Raw genomic sequence first — 19,965 nt, forward strand, 5'->3', positions numbered from 1 at the left:
TGGTTGCTCAGGATTGCGCTATCGGATCAAGGTGACTTTGCCGGAACGGTCGTGCTCAAGGCCATCGACCGAGGTGGCGACCACGGTGTACACGTACACGCCGTTGATCTCAGGTTTGCCGTTGTAGGTCCCGTCCCAGCCGAAGGCGGGGTCCGTGGTCTCGAAGATCAATTCACCCCAGCCGTTGTAGATCCTCAGTTCCATGGTGAGGAATGGCCCGCCGCGCACATAGAACACGTCGTTCACGCCATCACCGTTCGGGCTGAAGGCATTCGGGAGCTTTGGCGGAAGGATGTCCTTCTCCTCGATGACGATGAGCAAGGAATCCTGGTCCGTGCAGCCCGCCGCGTTGGTCACCGTTTGAACGATGACGTACTGCCCGGCCTGCGCATACTCATGCGCAGGCTCTGCGATGATCGCGCCGGATCCATCCCCGAAGCTGTAGTGCCAATTGGTGGCGCCAACGGAGCTGTCCGCGAACGCGATCGGCGTGTCCGTGAAGAGATCACCACCGATGCTGAAGCCCGCGATCGGTGCATCCAGGATATCGAAGACCTGCGTGGCGGTGTGGCTGCAGCCATTCTGCGCGAACACGGTCAGCGTTGCGCTGAACTGGGCGGCCGTGGCGAACGAGGTGCTGGTCTGCGGACCCGTTGCCGTAGCCCCATTGCCGAAGGTCCAGGTCCAGCCGATGATGGGCGAACCCGTGGTCGTGCTGGTGCTGGTGAATTCGGTCTGCGATCCCACGCACGCGTTGCTGACGCTGAACGATGCCTGCAAGGGATTCACGAACGAGATGAAGAGCGTGTCGCTCGCCGCGGCGCAGAAACCGTTGCCCGTGGTGGTCAGGATCATGCGAACAGTGCCGTTCTGCTCGTCCGTTGGTCCGGGCTGGTAACTGGCATTCGCAGCCGTGTTGCTGGGCACGAACACACCCGATCCGTTCGAGGTCCACAGCACACCGCCAGCACCTGTGAAGGAGCCGCCAAGGTCAATCGCGCTGCTCGCATCGCACACGTTGATGTCGGCACCCGCGTTCACAGTGGGAGGTGCTTGCAGGTGCACCACCATCGTATCGGTATGCGCAGGGCATCCCATGTTCCCTGTGGTGGACAGCACGAACTCGAGCTGCTGGAACACCAGGTCGGTCTGGCTGGGTACATAGGTGGCGGACAGCGCCGTTGGACTCGGCAGGAAGGTTCCCGTTCCTGTGGTGCTCCACACCCCGCCGCTCACACCCGTCACTGATCCTGCCATCTGCCAGAAGTTACCGTCAGCGCAGAGGCTGATGTCGCTACCGGCGTTCGCGATGCGCGTCGGACCGATGTCGATGTAGAGCGAATCGCTGTGATTGCCGCAGGTGCCGGTTCCGAAGCCAGTGAGGATCAAGTGCACCCCTCCCGCGATGCTGTCATTGGCAGTTGGCGCGTACACCGCGTTGACCACATCGGCCGCTGGACTGAAACTGCCCGTGCCCGTGGTGAACCACTGCACGCTACCCGCATTCTGTTCCACCCCATTGAGTTGAACATCCTCCAGGCCGCTGCAGAGCAGCACATCCGCCCCGGCGTTCACCACCGGTGGCACATGGTAGCTCACCACCAGCGTATCGCGGCCAGCGGCACAGCCTTGATTGTTGGTGGTACTCAGGATCAATGACACGTTGCCGATCACGAAGTCCGCCGCACCGGGCACATAGGTGGCATCCAGCGCTGTGGCGCTGGGCAGGAAGGAGCCCGTGCCCGTGGTGCTCCACTGGCCTGTTGCCGTGCCCGCGACTGAGCCGTTCAGCACGATGTTCGGCTCGGTGCTGCACACGATCACATCGGCGCCCGCAGTGGCAGCCAAACCACCTCCGAAGCTGATCACGAGCGCATCGGAAGCGGCGCTGCACGGCGCAACACCGGCGGTGGTCACCGTGAGCGCAACCATGCCGACCGCGCTGTCTGCCGCGCTCGGGTAGTAGAGCGTGGCCAGGGCATTCGCGTCCAGGAAGGTTCCGCTGCCCGATGTGCTCCAGGTTCCGCCAGGCGCGTTCACCGCGTTGGCCACCACCTGGACCGGAGCGGCGCTGCAAGCCACGATATCACTGCCCGCATTGATGCTCGGCAAGGCTTGCACGCTCAAGGTCATCACATCACTGGCCACGGCGCAGGTGCCGTTGGTAATGGTGGTGAGTGTGAGCTGGACCCCGCCATTGGCGATGTCCGCCGCGCTCAGGGTGTAAGTGGCATTCAGGTCGGTGCTGTTGCTGAGGAATCCCGAACCATTGGTGCTCCACACGCCGCCTTGGGCACCGCCGCTGAAGTTGCCGGCGAGCTGCGCGATCGGCGCATTGGCGCAGAGGCTCTGATCGGCACCCGCATAAGCGAAGCTGCTGTTGCCGAAGGTGAGCACCATCTGGTCCTGCACCGGCGGACAGGTGCCCGTGTTGGTGCTGATGAACGTGAGCACAACGCTGCCATTCGCAATGTCAGACGGGGTGAAATGGTACTGCGCATTGAGCACATCGGCGCTCGGCAAGAAAGAGCCTGTGCCCGTGGCGGACCATGTGCCCGATGGAGAACCGTTGATGATCTGGCCTTGCAGCTGTGCGTACGTGCTGGTGACGCATACGCTCTGGTCGGGACCCGCATTGGCAGCGAGGCCATTGGTGAGGTAGATCGTCATCTGATCGCTCACGGCGTTGCAATTGCCATTGTTCAATGAGCTCAGCGTGAAGGTGATCTGACCATTGGCCACATCGGCCTGGCTGGCGGTGTACGTGGCGCTCAGTGATCCAGCGCTCGCTATGGTGCCCGTGCCATTGGTGGTCCATTGGCCCAGTTCGGTGATGCCGCTGATCGCCCCGTCCAAATCGAACTGCGTCACCTGATTGCAGTAGGTCTGGTCCGGACCCGCGTTCACGAAGGGCGCAGGAGTGAGCGTAAGCTGCATCACATCAGTGGCGTTGTTGCAGCTGTTCAGCGCACTCATCGTGAGGGTCAAGGTGCCAATGGCCGTGTCAATCGCACTCGGGATGTAGGTGGGCGTGAGCACCCCGTCGTTCGGGAAGAAGGCACCCGTGCCGGAGCTGGTCCACTGGATCTGCGTGGCATCCCCCACGAGCGAGCCATTCAGTGCAACCGTGGCGTTGTTGGCGCAGAAGCTCAGGTCGGCACCTGCGTTCACCGTGCCGAAAGGCAGGATGTCGATATGCACGCTATCCGACGCTGCAGGGCACACCCCTGTGTTAGTGGCCGTTAGCACCAGGTCCACGCCGCTGGCCAGCGAATCCAATGTGCTCGCATTGTAGATGTTGGCGAGTCCCGTGCTCGCGTTCTGGAAGCTGCCCGTGCCGAGCGTGCTCCAAGCACCGGTCGAAGAGGCGCCGCTTACAGCACCATTCACCAGGATGCTCAGGTCGCTCACGCAGGTCACCTGATCCGTTCCGGCATCCACTGCCGACTCTGGTGTGATGGTAAGCACCATCTGATCGGAAGCATTGTCGCAGCTGTTCACGCTCCAGGTGAAGGTGACCGTGCCGTTCACGGCATCGCTCGGCGCAATGGCGTACACCGCGTTCGGCGCATCCGCGCTCGGCGAGAAGATGCCCGCGCCCGTGGTGGTCCATGTGCCTTGCGTGGCGTTGCCGGTGATCGTGCCGTTCAGGCTGACGGCGTTCTGCGAAGCGCAGATGGTCTGGTCCGCACCGGCGCTCGCGATCGCGTTCGGCAGGATGGTGAGGGTGAGCATATCGCTCACGCTCGCGCAAAGACCGTTGTTAGTGGAGGTTAGCGTGAGGTCCACGCTGCCGTTCAGTGAATCGAGGCTGCTGGCGATGTAGGTCGCATTGAGCACGTTCGCGCCCGGCGAGAAGATACCCGAGCCTGATGTGCTCCATTGACCCGTGCTCGCGCCGCCGCTGACCGTACCGCCCAACGGCACTTGCAGATCGCTCGAGCAAGCCGTGATGTCCGCACCAGCGTTCACCGCAGGCGCAGGAGTCACAGTGATCGTCAACTGATCATTCACCGCGAGGCAGTTGCCATTGCCCGTGCTGGTCAAAGTGAGCGACACGCTTCCTTGCTGCAATTCAAAAGGTGTCAGCGTGTACTGCGAGATCAGCGTGTTGGCGTCCGGCGCAAACGAGCCCAGACCACCGCTCCAAGTGCCACCCGTCGCCACGGCCATCGAACCGGCCAGGTTCACCACCGGGTTGTTCGCGCAGACGTTGAGGTCCGCGCCGGCATCCGCGACTGGTGCGGGCGTGAAGGCGATGAGCACCTGATCGCTCACCGCGAAGCAGTTGCCATTGCCTGTGCTAGTCAAGGTCAGGGCCACACTGCCCGATGCCACTTCAGCAGCGGTGGGTGTGTAAACCGGTGCGAACACGTTGCTCGCTGGCGAATACGTGCCGTTGCCACCGGACCAAGCGCCCCCATTGGCGTTGGTCACATTGCCATTCAATTGCACGGCGCTGTTGTTGGAGCAAACTGCCTGGTCAGACCCGGCGTCCACGATCGGGGCCCCGGTGAAACTGACCACCATCTGATCGCTCATGGCGCTGCAGATCGTAGTGCCCGTGCTGGTGAGCGTGAAGGTGATCGAGCCCGCAGCAATCTCAGCCGCGGTCGGGATGTACTCCGTGGCTGTGGCTGACGCACCCGACACATAGACGCCCATGCCGCCGCTCCAGATCGCGCCCGGGGCATTGCCCACGAAGCCATTCAGCTGCAGGTTCGTGTTATTCGCGCAAATCGCCTGGTCAGGGCCGGCGTTCACCACCGGCACCGGATCAATGGTGATCACCATCGCATCCTGCACGGCGATGCAGTTGCCGGTGCCGGTGGTCGTGAGCACCAAGGACACTTGGCCCGCGGCGATCTCGCTTAGGCTCGGCGCATACGTCGCGCTCAGTGCGGCGCTGCTCGGCGTGAAAGCGCCGTTGCCACCGCTCCACACGCCACCGCTGGCCACCGTCACCGCTCCATCCAGCTGCACTTGCGGCGCGTTGGCGCAGACGTGCGCATCGGCACCGGCATTCGCGGTTGGTGCAGGCGTGAAGAAAACCTGAACCGAATCATGCACGGCGCTGCATCCGCCATTGCCCGTGGAGGTGAGGAACAACCAGAGATTGCCCGCATTGATCTCGGCTGCGCTCGGCGCGTAAACCCCGTTCAATGCGTTCGCGCCCGGCGCGAAAGTGCCGGCACCGCCGCTCCATGCGCCGCCGGTGGCCCCTGTAACGCTGCCTGCGAGCTGCACAGAAGCGTTGTTGGCGCAGAGTGTTTGAGGATTGCCTGCTTCCACAGTGGGAGCCGGCGTGTAGGTGATGGTCACCTGGCTCGAGACCGCCGTGCAGAGGCCATTCCCCGTGCTGGTCAAAGTCACCGTTGCGATTCCATTGGCGATCTCAGCCGCCGTGGGTGTGTAGATCGCGTTCAGCGTGCTCGCATTCGGGCTAAATGAACCCGCGCCGCTCCATGTGCCACCAGCGGCATTCAGCACCGATCCGTTCAGCTGCGCGGCGGCGTTGTTCGCGCAAGCCTGCAGCGCAGCACCTGCGCTCACGATCGGCGCAGGAGCGATGTTGATCACCACTTGGTCGCTCACCGCGTTGCACGAACCATTGCCCACCGTGGTGAGCGTGAGCGTGGCGCTTCCCGCTGCGATCTCCGCGGCGCTCGGTGCATAGGTCGCGATCAAGGTACCGTTGTTCGGGCTGAAGCCGCCGGTTCCTCCGGTCCAGAGCCCTCCGGTCGCAACCGTGACCCCACCATTCAGTTGGACGGTGGCATTGTTCGCGCAGCTGAACAGGTCCACGCCTGCATCAGCAGTAGGTGATGGCGTGAAGGCGTAAGTCACTTGGCTGCTCACGGCGGTGCAGCCGTTGTTGCCGGTGGTGGTCAGCGTCAAGGTCACGCTGCCTGCGGCGAGCTCGCCAACCGAAGGCGTGTACACCGCATTCAGTGCATTGGCATTGGGGTTGAAGGTGCCCTGCGCACCGGACCATGCGCCGCCATTGGCCACGGTCACGCTGCCGTTCAGGGGGATGCTCGCGTTGTTCGCGCAGAACACGCCGCCCGTACCAGCATTCGCTGTCGGGGCCGCGGTGAAGGTGACCAGCACCTCATCGGATACCGCGACGCAATTGCCATTTCCGATCGTGGTCAACGTGAGGTTGAGGGTGCCTGCCGCTACCTCTGCGGGCGTTGGCGTGTAAACCGCATTCAACGATGCGATGCTCGGCGCGAAAGTGCCCGAGCCGCCGCTCCATTGTCCGCCGCCGGCTCCGCTGACGCTGCCGCCAAGCTGCACTTGCGGATTGTTGCTGCACACGAAGAGGTCGCTGCCCGCATTGGCCACAGGTGCGCCGATGATGGTGATCACCATCTGGTCGCTCACCGCATTGCACAGCCCGTTCCCGGTACTGGTCAGCGTAAGCGTCGCTGCGCCCAGGGCCACTTCAGCCGGGCTCGGGACGTAGGTCGCATTCAGTGTATTCGCGTTCGGGGTGAAGGTGCCGCCGCCGCCGCTCCACACGCCTCCTGTGGCGATCGTCACGGAGCCGTTCAATAGGACCGTAGGGTCATTGGAGCAGACCGTGCGATCAAGGCCCGCGTTCACCACCGGGCTTTGCGTGAATACGATGAAGACCTCGTCGGTGACCTGTGCGCAGGTGCCGTTGCCGGTGCTCGTCAGGTTCAGCGTGACCGAGCCGTTGTTCAATTCCGTGGTGCTCGGCGTGTACACCGCGTTCAGCGACGTGATGCTCGGTGAGAAACCACCCGTGCCGCCGCTCCAGATGCCGCCGCCCGCATTGCTCACGGAAGCAGCCAATTGCAACGCGGCATTGTTGGAGCACACCGTGGCATCAGCGCCAGCATTCACCAAGGGTGTCGGTGCGATGGTGATGAGCACCTGATCGCTCACCGCGTTGCACAGGCCGTTCCCGGCGCTGGTCAAGGTGAGTGTCACCGTTCCTGCAGCGATCTCGCCCAGGCTCGGCGTATAGGTCGCATTCAGGTTGGCGCTGCTCGGATTGAAGGTGCCCGCGCCGCCGCTCCAGATTCCGCCTGCGGCATTGTTCACCACACCTGCCAGTTGCGCAGTCGATTGGTTGCCGCACACCGTGATGTTCGCTCCGGCGTTCACAACGGGCGCGGGCGTGATGGTGATCGCCACCTGGTCGCTCACCGGATTGCTGTTGCCGTTGCCCACCGTGGTGAGCGTGAGCGTCACCGTGCCTGCGGCTATCTCAGCTCCGCTAGGCAAGTAGGTCGCGTTCAGCGAAGCGCTGTTGGGCGTGAAGGCGCCCGTGCCGCCGCTCCAGATGCCACCTGCGGCGATCGTCACCGCGCCGTTCAGCGCTACGCTGGCGTTGTTCGCGCAAATGGTCTGGTCGGGGCCCGCATTCGCTGTAGGCGCAGCGCCGAAGGTGATGGTCATCTGATCGCTGGATGGCGCGCACGCTCCATTGCCCGTGGTGGTCATGGTCAGAGTGACGCTGCCTGCGGCGATCTCTGCGGCAGTGGGCGTATACACCGCATTCACCGCGGTGTTGTTCGGATTGTAAGTGCCTGCGCCGCCGCTCCACACGATGCCGGTGGCCACGCTGAAGGAACCGGCCAAGGTGGTGTTCGCGTTATTCGAGCTGACCGTTTGGTCAGGGCCAGCATTCGCAACGGGCGCATTGGTGAAGGTGAGCGTCACCTGGTCGGAAACTGCGGCGCAATTGCCATTGCCCGTTGTCGTCACGGTGAGCGTCACGCTGCCATTGGCGATCTCGATCGGCGAAGGCATGTACGTGATGTTCTGCGCCGTGCTGCCCGGAGCGTAGAGGCCTGAGCCACCGGACCACTGCACGCCTGTGGCTACAAAGACCGTCGCATTCAGCACAGCGTTCGCGTTGTTGCCGCAGAGTGATTGATCCGCGCCCGCGTTCACTGTGGGTGCAGGCGTGATGGTGTAGGTGACCTGGCTGCTCACTGGATTGCACAGGCCGTTGCCGGCGGAGGTGAGCGTGAGCGTCACGCTTCCGCTGGCGATCTCCGCTGCGGTCGGCGAGTAGGTGGCGTTCAGGGTGATGCTGTTCGGGGAGAACACACCGCCCCCCCCGGTCCACACACCGCCCACAGCACCGGTAACCGAGCCATTCAGGTTGATGGTGGCCGCATTGGCGCAGACGGTGCCGTTCGCACCCGCATCCACTATCGGCGCAGGCGTATAGGTGATGATTCGCGTCGAGGTCGCTGGTACGCAATTGCCATTGCCGGTGGTGGTGAGCGTGAGCAGCACCTGGCCAGCAGCGATGTCCGCAGCACCAGGCGTGTAGGTGGCGTTCAGCGTGCTCACATCCGGTGAGAAGGTCCCCGTGCCGCCGCTCCAAGTCCCGCCCGTCGCTGTCACCACGCTGCCATTCAGCGAAACCGTCGCGTTGTTCGCGCAGACCGTCACGTTCGGACCAGCGTTCGCCGTGGGCGCATCCGTGAAGGTGATCACCATCAGGTCGGTGGCCGCATTGCAGAGTCCATTGCCCGTGGTGGTCAGGGTCAAGGTCACGCTGCCAGCCGCGATCTCGGCCGCCGTCGGCGTGTAGATCGCGCTCATGTTCGTGGTGCTCGGATCGAAGGTGCCATTGCCGCCGCTCCATACACCGCCCGTGGCGATGGAGAATGCACCGGATAATCCCGTCGAGGGATTGTTCGCGCAGAGCACGCGGTCAGCACCCGCGTTTGCAGTGGGTGCAGGCGTGATGGTGTAGGTCACCTGGTCGCTCACTGGCGAGCAGTTGCCATTGCCCACCGTGGTGAGCGTGAGCGTCACGGTGCCTGCCGCGCGTTCCGCTGCACTTGGGGCGTAGATTGCGTTCAGCGTGCTATTGTTCGGACTGAAGATGCCAGTACCGCCGCTCCAGATGGCGCCCGTGGCGACCGTGACGCTGCCGTTCAGGTTAATGGTGGCGTTGTTCGAGCACACCGTCCCGTTCGCACCGGCATTCACTGTGGGCGCAGGCGTGAAGGTGATCACGCGGCTGTCGGAAACAGCCGTGCAATTGCCGTTGCCCATGCTGGTGAGCGAGAGCGTCAACGTGCCCGAGGCAATCTCAGCAGGTGTGGGCGTGTAAGTCGCATTGAGCGTGGTGTTGTTCGGGGTAAAGCTCCCTAGGCCGCCGCTCCAGATGCCGCCGGTCGCAACGGTCACGCTGCCGTTCAGGGGAATGACGGCATTGTTCGCGCAGAATGAAGCAGGGGCTCCCGCATTCACTAGGGGCGAAGGCGTGAATGTGAGGAGCACGACATCGCTCACCGCGTTGCAAAGGCCGTTGCCGGTGGTGGTGAGGGTGAGCATCACATTGCCGTTCGCGATCTCCGCCGCTGTGGGCGTATAGGTCGCGTTCATGTTAGCGGGGCTTGGGCTGAAGGTGCCCGCACCGCCGCTCCAGATCGCTCCGGATGCGACCGTGTAGCTGCCGCTCAGGGTGGCCGCCGGGTTGTTCGAGCACAGTGTCTGATTCGGTCCCGCGTTCACCGTGGGCGCAGGCGTGATGCTGAAGGTGACATTGCCGCTCACCGCGTTGCAGTTGCCGTTTCCCGTGCTGGTCAGCGTGAGCGTCACCGTGCCCGCTGCGATCTCCGACGCCGTGGGCGCGTAGGTCGGGTTCAGCGCCGTGTTGTTCGGACTGAATGTCCCGCCACCGCTCCAAGCGCCACCGGTGGCGCCGACAACACTGCCATTCAAGCTGATCAATGGCGCATTCGCGCAAACGGTCCCGCTCGCGCCGGCATTCACGGTCGGCGCTGGAGTGAACGCGATCACCTTGTTCGCCGACACCGCGTTGCAGTTGCCGTTGCCCGTGGTGGTCAACGTGAGCGTGACGATGCCGTTGGCGATCTCCGCCGGGGTAGGCGTGTACGTCGCGTTCAATGCGGTGTTGTTCGGCGTGAAGGAGCCGTTGCCGCCGCTCCAGACACCGCCCGTTGCGCCGCCCACCGCCCCATTCAGGAACACGACGGGGTTGTTCGCGCAAATCGTGGCATCCGCACCTGCGCTCGCGGTCGGCGCCGGCGTGAATGTGAGGAGCACATCGTCGCTCACCGCGCTGCACTGGCCATTGCCAGTGGTGGTGAGCGTGAGGATCGCGCTGCCGTTCGCGATCTCGGCCGCGCTCGGAGTGTACACCGCGCCCAGGTTCGTATTGCTCGGATTGAAGGTACCGTTGCCGCCGCTCCAGACCCCGCCGGTCGCCACGGTCACGCTGCCACTCAGCGCAGCCGCTGGATTGTTGGAGCACAGCGTGAGGTTGTTGCCAGCGCTGGCCGTGGGTGCAGGCGTGATGCTGAATGTGACATTACTGCTCACCGCATTGCAATTGCCGTTGCCGGCTGAAGTCAAGGTGAGGGTTACCGTGCCCGCAGCGATCTGCGCAGCCGTAGGCATGTAGGTCGCATTGAGCGTGGTGTTGTTCGGCGTGAAGGTGCCCGCGCCGCCGCTCCAGATCGCACCCGTGGCGCCGCTCACGCTGCCGTTCAAGCTGATCAGCGGTGCATTCGCGCATACCGTTCCATTGCTCCCCGCGCTCACGATCGGCGCTGGCGTGAAGGTGATGGTGCGGTTGCTCGATGCTGCGTTGCACGTACCGTTGCCCGTGGTGGTGAGCGTGAGCGTCAAGGTGCCCGCAGCGAGTTCCGCTGGTGTGGGCGCGTAGGTGGCGTTGAGCGTGGTGTTGTTCGGCGTGAAGGATCCCGCACCGCCGCTCCAGATGCCGCCAGTGGCCACGGTCACAGCGCCATTCAGGCTCACCGTGGGGTTGTTCATGCACAGCGAGGCATCAGCACCCGCGTTCGCTGTGGGCGATGGCGTGAAGCTCAAGGCGACGCTGCTGCTCACCGCATTGCACAGGCCATTGCCGGTGGTGGTGAGCGTCAAGGTGACGCTGCCGTTCGCGATCTCCGCCGCAGTGGGCGTGTAGGTCGCGTTCATGTTGGTGTTGCTCGGGAAGAAGCTGCCGAATCCGCCGCTCCACACCCCGCCAGTGGCCACGGTGAAGCCTCCGCTGAGGGTCGCAACCGGATTGTTCGAGCAAAGCGTCTGCCCAGGTCCGGCGTTCGCGGTCGGAGCCGGGGAGATCGTCCAGGTCACTTGGCTGCTCACCGGATTGCACAGGCCGTTGCCGGTGGAGGTCAGCGTCAAGGTCACGCTTCCCGCAGCACGTTCAGCGGCGCTGGGCGTGTACACCGCGTTCAAGGCGGTGTTGCTCGGACTGTAAGAGCCCGTGCCACCGCTCCATGCGCCGCCCGTGGCGCCGGAAACGGAACCGCTCAGTGTGATTGTGCTGTTGTTCGCGCATACGGTTCCGCCGAAACCGGCATTCACAACAGGAGCAGGCGTGAAGGTGATCACACGGTCGCTGGTCGCGGGATTGCAGGTACCATTGCCCGTGGTAGTCAGGGTCAGCGTAAGGGTGCCGTTCGCGAGTTCCGCAGCCGTTGGCGTGTAGATCGCGTTCAGCGAGGTGTTGTTCGGGCTGAATGTGCCCAAGCCGCCGCTCCAAACGCCGCCGGTGGCGAGGGTCACGCTGCCATTCAAGGCCACACTGGCATTGTTCGCGCAGAGCGTCAGCGGCGCACCGGCATTGGCCGTGGGCGCAGGCGTGAAGCTGATCGTCATGTCATCCGATACCGGCACGCATGTGCCGAAACCGGTGGTGGTAAGCGTAAGGGTCACGCTGCCATTGGCGACCTCTGCTGCAGTCGGCGTGTACACGGCGTTCACGCTGGTAGCGCCCGGCGAGAAGCTGCCTGCGCCGCCGCTCCAGATGGCACCGGTGGCCACAGTGTAACTGCCGTTGAGGGTCGTGCTGGCATTGTTGCCGCAGCGCGTCTGATCCGCTCCGGCGTTCACCGTTGGTGCCGGAGTGATCGCGTAGGTCACGTTCGCGCTCACCGGCGAGCAGTTGCCATTGCCCACCGTGGTGAGCGTGAGCGTCACCGTGCCCGCAGCGAGTTCAGCGGCGCTGGGCGTGTAGGTGGCGTTCAGCGTGCTATTGCTCGGACTGAAGGTGCCCGTGCCGCCGCTCCAGATCCCGCCGGTGGCAACGGTCACGCTGCCGCTCAAGCTGATGGTGGCGTTGTTGGCGCACACCGTTCCGTTCGATCCGGCATTCACCGTGGGCGCTGCCGTGAAAGTGATCTCGCGGCTGTCGGAAACAGCGGTGCAATTTCCGTTGCCCGTGCTCGTCAAGGTCAAGGTCAAGGAGCCTGCGGCGATCTCCGCAGCGGTCGGCGCATAGGTGGCGTTGAGGGTGGTGTTGTTCGGCGTGAAGCTGCCCAAGCCGCCGCTCCAAACGCCGCCGGTGGCACCGGTGACGATGCCATTCAAAGGGATGTTGGCGTTGTTCGCGCAGAAGGAGGCCGGAGCGCCCGCATCCACCACCGGCGCTGCCGTGAAGCTCAAGGTCACGGTGCTGCTCACCGCGTTGCACGAACCGTTGCCCGTGGTGGTGAGCGTAAGCGTCACGTTGCCGTTCGCGATCTCCGCCGCCGCGGGCGTATAGGTCGCGTTCATGTTGGCGGTGCTGGGGCTGAAGCTGCCGTTGCCGCCGCTCCAAACGCCACCGGTCGCGACGGTGAAACTGCCGTTCAGCGTGGCCCCGGGGTTATTCGCGCAGAGCGTCTGCGTGGCCCCGGCATTCGCTGTCGGCGCGGGCGTGATGGTCCAAAGCACTTGATCGCTCACGGCATTGCAGGTGCCGTTGCCGGTACTGGTGAGCGTGAGCGTCACACTGCCCGCAGCGCGTTCAGCAGCTGTGGGCGTGTAGTTCGCATCCAGCGTGTTGTTGTTCGGCGAGTAGGTGCCCGCACCGCCGCTCCAGGTTCCGCCGGAGGCGCCGGTCACGGAGCCCGCGAGGGTGATCGCGCTGTTGTTCGCGCACACCGTTCCGTTCGGACCGGCATTCACCACCGGTGCAGGTGTGAAGGTGATCACGCGGTTGCTGCTCACCGCGTTGCAGGTGCCGTTGCCCGTGCTCGTGAGCGTCAACGTCAAGCTGCTTGCCGCGATCTCGGCAGCAGTGGGCGTATAGGTTGCATTCAGCGTGGTGTTGTCCGGGTTGTAGATGCCCGCACCACCGCTCCATGCGCCACCGGTCGCACCGGTCACGCTTCCGTTCAAGGCCACTTGCCCATTGTTCGCGCACACCGATACCGGTGCACCCGCATTCACCACAGGTGCTGGGGTGAAGCTGATGGTCATCTGATCATCGACTGCAACGCACCCCCCGTTGCCCGTGCTTGTGAGCGTGAGCGTCACGTTGCCGTTCGCGATCTCCGCCGCCGTGGGCGTGTAGGTCGCGTTCATGTTCGTGGTGCTGGGGTCGAAGGTGCCCGCGCCACCGCTCCAAACGCCGCCCGTGGCCACGGTGAAGCTGCCGTTCAAGGCCACCGCTGCGTTGTTCGCGCACACCACCCGATCGAGACCGGCATTCACCGTTGGTGCCGGCGTGATGGTATAGGTGACTTGTGCGCTCTCAGCGTTGCAGGTGCCGTTGCCGACAGTCGTCAGCGTGAGCGTAACCGTTCCGGCGGCGCGCTCCGCCAGGCTCGGCGTGTACACCGCGTTCATGGTGGTGTTGTTCGGGCTGTAGGTGCCCGTGCCGCCGCTCCAAACGGCACCCGCTGCGCCGGTGAACGAACCCGCGAGGGTGATCGCGCTGTTGTTCGCGCATACCATTCCGTTGGGGCCGGCATTCACCGTGGGGGCAGTGGTGAAGGTGATCACGCGATCGCTCGAAACGGGCAGGCAGTTGCCATTGCCGGTGCTTGTGAGCGTGAGGGTCAAGGTGCCGGCGGCGATCTCGGCGGCAGAAGGCGTGTAGATGGCGTTGAGCGTGGTGCTGTTCGGCGTGAAGGTGCCGGTGCCTCCGCTCCAGATGCCGCCCAAGGCGTTGGTCACCAATCCGCTCAGCGACACTTGCGCGTTGTTCGCGCACACCGATACCGGCGCACCGGCATTCACCACCGGAGCCGGCGTGAAGCCGATCGTCACATTGCTGCTCACCGCATTGCAGGTGCCGTTGCCCGTGGTGGTGAGCGTGAGCGTCACGCTTCCGTTGGCGATCTCGGCGGCGGTAGGCGTGTATTGCGCCGACATGTTGGTGGTGCTGGGGTCGAAGGATCCCGCGCCGCCGCTCCAGATGCCGCCTGTGGCCACGGTGAATGAGCCGTTCAGCTGCGCCACCGCATTGTTCGCGCAGCGCGTGATCGCAGAGCCTGCATTCACGTTAGGTGCAGGCGTAAAGGCCACGAGCATGCTGTCAATCACCGCCGGGCAAACGCCGTTGCCCGTTGATGTCAAGCGGATCCACACCTGGCCTGCGAGCAGGTCGGCGGCCGAGGGCATGTAGCTGGCATTCAGGCTGCTGTTGCTGGGAAGGAAGCTCCCGCTGCCGGCGGTGGTCCATACGCCACCAACAGCGTTCAGCACGGTGCCCCCCAGTTGCACAGTGGTGTTGTTGAGGCACACCGACTGATCAGGCCCGGCATCGGGGATCGGCAGGGGCGAGAAAGTCACCACCATCTGATCGCTCGATGGTGTGCAAGGGCCGGTGGAGGTCAAGGTCAAGGTCACGCTGCCGATCGCGAGGTCGCCGATGCTGGGCTCGTAGGTGGCATTCAGTGAGGTGGGGCTTGGAACGAAGGTGCCGCTGCCGTTGGTGGTCCAGATCCCCGTGGTGCTTCCGCCGGAGACCGTTCCAGTGAGCGATACCGTCTCATTCGCGCAGCGCGTCTGGTCCGCACCGGCGCTCACGTTTATCTGCCCGGCGAACTCCGAGAAGAAGCCGTAGCGGCAGCCCGATGATGCCCCGCCGTTGATTATCGCGAGTGAGAACACATCGGAGGTGTTGGTCACGATGAAGGCCTGGTTCACCGGCACCTGCGTGGTGTTGTATTGGATCCGAGCGGCCATCCATTGGCCACCCGTTCCGGGAACCGCTTGGAACGCAGAACCCGGTATCGTCGCCGTACCGGGTCCCGTCACCACGAAGTCGTCCTGAGATCCGCTCCTCACGAGCAGATTCAAGAAGAACGACTCCGAGGTGGATCGCGTGAAGCTGAGCTGCGTGCTGCCCGCGCAATTGAGCGGAGGCAGGATCGCCATGCCCTGCTCGCAGCCGAAACCGGTGACGTGGATGGCGTAAAGCGGCTTCGAGCCCATGACCAATGTGGCGTTATTGGCCGCGCCCGCCAGGTAATCCATGTCGTGGCGGTAGTACTGCCCTGCGAAGAGCGTGGCCACCGGCGTTGGGCTGCCATCGATGTACACCTGCGTGTTGTTCTGCACGGCCATCACGAAGAGCGACTCGTCGCCGTTGTTATTCAGTGCGCCCTTCACCGCCACGTACTCCGTGCCCAGGATGTTCACCGGCACGATCTGGTCGAGCATCAGATCATAACAGCCGCCCGAGGGGTTGTGGTTCGAGTCGTCCTTGATGGAGACCGCGATGGGCTTGTCCGAAAGCACCACCGCACCCGAAGGGTGCGTCATGGGATCGGTGTGCGTGGCGGGCGTGGTGTTCGCCGTTGAATAGGTCTGGCCTGCGTTGAGCGTCACCGTCCAAGGCGTCAGCGCCGGATGGCCATCCACCGCCACCGGCGAATAGATCAGCACGGTGGTATTGTTCTCGGTGGCAACGATGTCGAAGGACGCGAAGGCCAGGTCGGCATTGTTCGGAACGAAGCTGTGGTTGTAGAAGGGGGCGTGCTTGTGCAGCGGGATGTAGAACTCGGTGCCCAGGCCGTTGGCGCCCTTGAGCGCCAGGATATCCGGGTTGTTCGTATTGCTCGATTCGTAATAGCAGGTGATGTTGGCCGTGGATTGGATCCGCAGGCCCGTGTTGAGGATGCTGTTCGTGGGGCGCGTCTCCAGTTGGGCCTTCAGCGCCGTCATGTTGTGGCGCACGGCCGAGTTGGCCGGCACGTTGAGCACGATCGGGCTGCCTCCATTGAAGGCCGGGTTGGCGGGCTGCGAAACCGTGACGGTCGCGGCCGCATTGCCCGTGGTCACGTTCAGGAAGATCGGCTCATCCCCCGGCATGTTGTGCCGAAGGGTGACATCGGGAGGAGCCATCCAGAACTCGGTCCCCGTCTGTGCCTGGATGAGCCCGGTAAGGAGCAGTCCAAGCACCAAGAGCAGTGCCTTTTTCATTCGATAAGGTCAGCCCGTGAGTGGCGGGCCGGTGCCGTTCTACGCAGACCGGCCAGCGGGGTTCGTTCGTCGATGAACCGTCGTACCCGCCAGTCGGCAGCTGCTGCACCATGCACTGACCGCGGCTTGGTGTAAAGACGGAATGGCCTTCCCTACCCCCGTACTTTGGCGGATCCCTCCACGCCAGCGCTCCATGTCCCGTCCACTGCTCCTATTGCTGCTGGGCGCACTTATCGCCACCCTCGCGGCGCTGGTCGATGAGCCCGACCCCGAAGCGCGATTGAGCGCGGCAACTACCCGATTGGAACATCGCATCGAGGCAGCCCAGAAGGAGTTGAATGCGCTGGTGGAGGAGCAAGCCCGCCTGGTGTCATCCTTGGGCCCCCGGGCTTGGATGGATCGGCAGGCAGAGCTGCTCGAACAGGAACGGGAGCGGACAGGCACCCTGACCCATGTAGAGGTGGACGACAGCCTGATGGCTTGGTCAGGCGACCTGAATGGCTACGGGGAGCCGGGTCAAGGGGTGAGCCTGCTTTCGTCCGTGCGCATCGGCAGCATGATGGTCAAGGCCAGGCGGCCGGTTTGGAGTGCGCCGCGTGTCCAGAACCGATACCTCCGTGAGGGCTTCCATCCATCCTTGAGCGCAGCTGAGGGCCTGATGGCCGTGCCCCTTGCCAGGCCAGGGCTTGACATCGGGGCCGGCGCCACCACAGCACCGCTCCGCGTGGCCTGGCGCGATGGCGCCATGGAACTCGGGGCCTGGTTATGGTGGCGCGCCGCGCTCATCGCGTGCGCTTCCATGTTATTGATCGCTGCCTTGTGGAAGGCCTGCGAGCTGCGGCTGAACCGTCCCCGCTTGCTGGCGGTCGCAGTGTTCATCGCCGGCCTGGTCCTACTGCGCTGGCTCTCGCTCGCTTTCGGCCATTCCGCACCCTTCGATCGCTGGCCGCTCTTCGACCCAGCCGTGTACGCCACAGGTTGGTGGTTCCCGTCCCTCGGGGACCTGGTCATCAATTCAGCCCTATTGGGCCTCGGTTCCCTATTCGCCCTGCACACCGCGCGTCCGATGGGGTCCAGCCCGGATCGGATGACCGCGTTCATTGTTCTGAGCATCCCGCTCGTTCATGCGGCTGCCGTCACTTGGCTCACCATCGGCTTGGTAGGCAGCAGCACCATCGACTTGGACCTCTATCACATCCAGGGCCTTGGGGGCTTCGGTGCTGTGGCACTGATGGTCGTGGCCCTGTTAATGACCGGCTGGTGCCTGACCGCTTTGGCCGCCATGAAACTCCTTGCTCCCGACGCTGTTCGCAGGCTCTTGGGTCCGGCGCTGTTGGCTGCAGGCGCCTCCATTGTGGTTCATCATCTGATGGGTGTGCGCGACACCGTGCTCTTCTTGTGGCCCTTGGCCGGGATGGCTATCCTCCTTGCCGGGCGGGCCCGTGCCTTCGGATTCCTGCATGGTGTGCTCCTGCTGGCTGTGCTCGCCGGCACCAGCACGCACATCATCGCCAAGCACATGAGCGAACGCGAACGCAATGAGCGCTCCGTGCTCGCTGAGCGCCTTGCCATGCGGGAGGACCCTGTGCTTGAGCAGCTCTTCCGCGACAGCGCCCCCGCCATCCGCCGCGACATGGATCTCTACCGCCTGTTCGCCAGCGGCGAATACTGCGACCCCAACGACCTGCAGAAGCTCGTGAAGCAGCCGCACTTCAGCGGGTATTGGGAGCGCTATGACCTTCGACTATTCGGCTATGACCCGCAAGGTGAGCTCCGATGCGCCACCGACCTTGATGCGCCGCTCGGCTTCACGGTTGATTCGGCGGCATTCCCGGCAGGCGTCAGCGACATGCCTGACCTTTTCGTGGACGAGCGGATCGGCGGGGAGCTGTACTACCATGCGCGCATCGCCATCATGCCCCATGACAGTGCGCCGCCCGCCCAGCTCGTGGTGGAGCTGAAGCCGCGCTCGCTCTCACAAGGCGCCGGTTTCCCCGACCTCTTGCTCGCGGGCACGGATGAGCTGAAGCGGCGCACCGAGCGCTACTCGCAGGCCCGCTACGTCAATGGCCTGCTCATGGATCGCCTCGGACCCGGATCGCACCCGCAGCGCTGGAGCCGTGCCTTCGACGATGAGCTGTGGTATGTCGAGGGCGGTCAGGATTTCCTGGCGAAGGCCGTGGGCGGCAATGTGGTGATGGTGCTCGGCCTGCCCCTCCGCACCTTCCTGGATCGCATCACCACCTTCAGTTACCTCTTCACGCTCTTCGGGCTCCTGATGCTGATTGCGCTCGGCGCGCACGCGGCGCTCACCGGCACCTTGCCGGACCTCGGCATCGGCACCAAGGTGCGCGCAGCATTGGTGCTCTTCGCGATCACGGGCCTCGTGTTCTTCGGAATCGGTTCACAGCGCCTGCTCACGCGCCAGTTCGAGGAGCGCGAAGCCAACGCCTCCCTCGACAAGGCGCGCGCCGTGAGCGAGGAGCTGCGCCGCCGGATCGGTGATGAACGCATCGACAGTGATGCCTACGCGGGGTACCTCAACCACTTGCTCAGCCAACTCGGCAACGCCTACTTCACCGACCTCACGCTGTATGCGCCCGATGGCCGCTGGCTGGCATCGACGCGGCCGCAGATGCTCTCGCAAGGGCTGCTCGGCCCGCGCATGGATCACAGCGCCTATACGCGGCTGGCCATCCGGCAGCAGAGCGCCTTCGTTCACCAGGAGCGCGTGGGCAAGGCAGGCTTCCGAACAGCCTATCTGCCGGTTCTCGACAGCAAGGGCAAGGGGCAGGCCTTCCTCGCGCTGCCCAGCTTCGCCGACCAAGCGCAGCAGGCGGAGGAGCGCGCGCAGCTGCTGGTGGCGGTGGTGAACCTCTTCGTACTGCTCTTCGCGCTGAGCGTGCTGCTCGCGGTCTTCATCAGCAACTGGACCACGCGGCCCCTCGATGTGCTCAAGCGCGCACTGGCCCGCGTAGCCCTTCGCGGCAGCAATCAGCCCATCCATTATCGGGGCAACGATGAGGTGGGCGAGCTCGTAGCCGTGTACAACCAGAAGGTGGAAGAACTGCGCGATAGCGCCGAGCGCTTGGCGCGCAGCGAACGGGAAAGCGCATGGCGCGAAATGGCACGCCAAGTGGCGCATGAGGTGAAGAATCCGCTCACGCCGATGAAGCTCGGCATCCAGCACTTCCAATACACCTTCGACCCGAAGGCTCCGGACGCGAAAGAGCGCCTCGACCGCTTCGCGAAGAGCATGGTGGAGCAGATCGATACGCTCAACGGCGTGGCCTCGGCCTTTTCGCAGTTCGCGCAGATGCCCGCCGCGTCGCCCACGGAGCTCGACCTGTGCGAAGTGGTGCGCGCCGCCGTGGATGTCTTCCATGCATCGCCGGGCATCACCATCACGCATCAAGAAGAAGGCCCGTTGCCCGTGCTGGCCGATCGCGAGCACATGCTGCGCGTGCTGAACAACCTGATCAAGAATGCCGTGCAAGCCATGCCCGAGGATCACGATGGCCGCATAGATGTGATCGCACGGCGCGAAGGCGCGAGGGCGCGGATCGAAGTGCGCGACAATGGCGCTGGCATCCCAGCGGAAGCGCGTGACCGCATCTTCACGCCAAGCTTCACCACCAAGAGCAGCGGCATGGGCCTTGGCCTCGCGATGGTGAAGCGCATGGTGGAGCAGGCGGGCGGCCGTGTGTGGTTCGAGAGCGAAGAGGGCAAGGGCACGCGGTTCTTCGTGGAGCTGCCGTTGCGCCGTTAGGCCGATAC

2 protein-coding genes are annotated in these 19,965 nt (G+C 64.2%); one reads left to right on the forward strand and one right to left on the reverse strand.

Annotated features, from left to right (window positions below; translation table 11 throughout):
- Nucleotides 1–18: 18 nt before the first annotated feature.
- Entirely contained in the window at nt 19–16,188 is a 16,170-nt protein-coding gene (locus tag IPM12_03200; GenBank protein MBK9146810.1) for a gliding motility-associated C-terminal domain-containing protein, read from the reverse strand.
- Between the two features lie 193 nt (nt 16,189–16,381).
- Here IPM12_03200 and IPM12_03205 point away from each other — a divergent pair, with 193 nt between their 5' ends.
- Complete coding sequence (locus IPM12_03205; GenBank protein ID MBK9146811.1) at nt 16,382–19,957, forward strand: GHKL domain-containing protein; 3,576 nt, start codon at nt 16,382–16,384, stop codon at nt 19,955–19,957.
- Nucleotides 19,958–19,965 lie beyond the last annotated feature (8 nt).

The sequence above is a fragment of the Flavobacteriales bacterium genome (genome assembly GCA_016716605.1).
In the GTDB taxonomy this organism is placed as follows: Bacteria; Bacteroidota; Bacteroidia; order Flavobacteriales_F; family PHOS-HE28; genus PHOS-HE28.

What these genes read in the sequence shown, in the direction of transcription:
- IPM12_03200 (MBK9146810.1), bottom strand. Translation starts at nt 16,188, where the DNA reads ATGAAAAAGGCACTGCTCTTGGTGCTTGGACTGCTCCTTACCGGGCTC.
- IPM12_03205 (MBK9146811.1), top strand. Translation starts at nt 16,382, where the DNA reads ATGTCCCGTCCACTGCTCCTATTGCTGCTGGGCGCACTTATCGCCACC.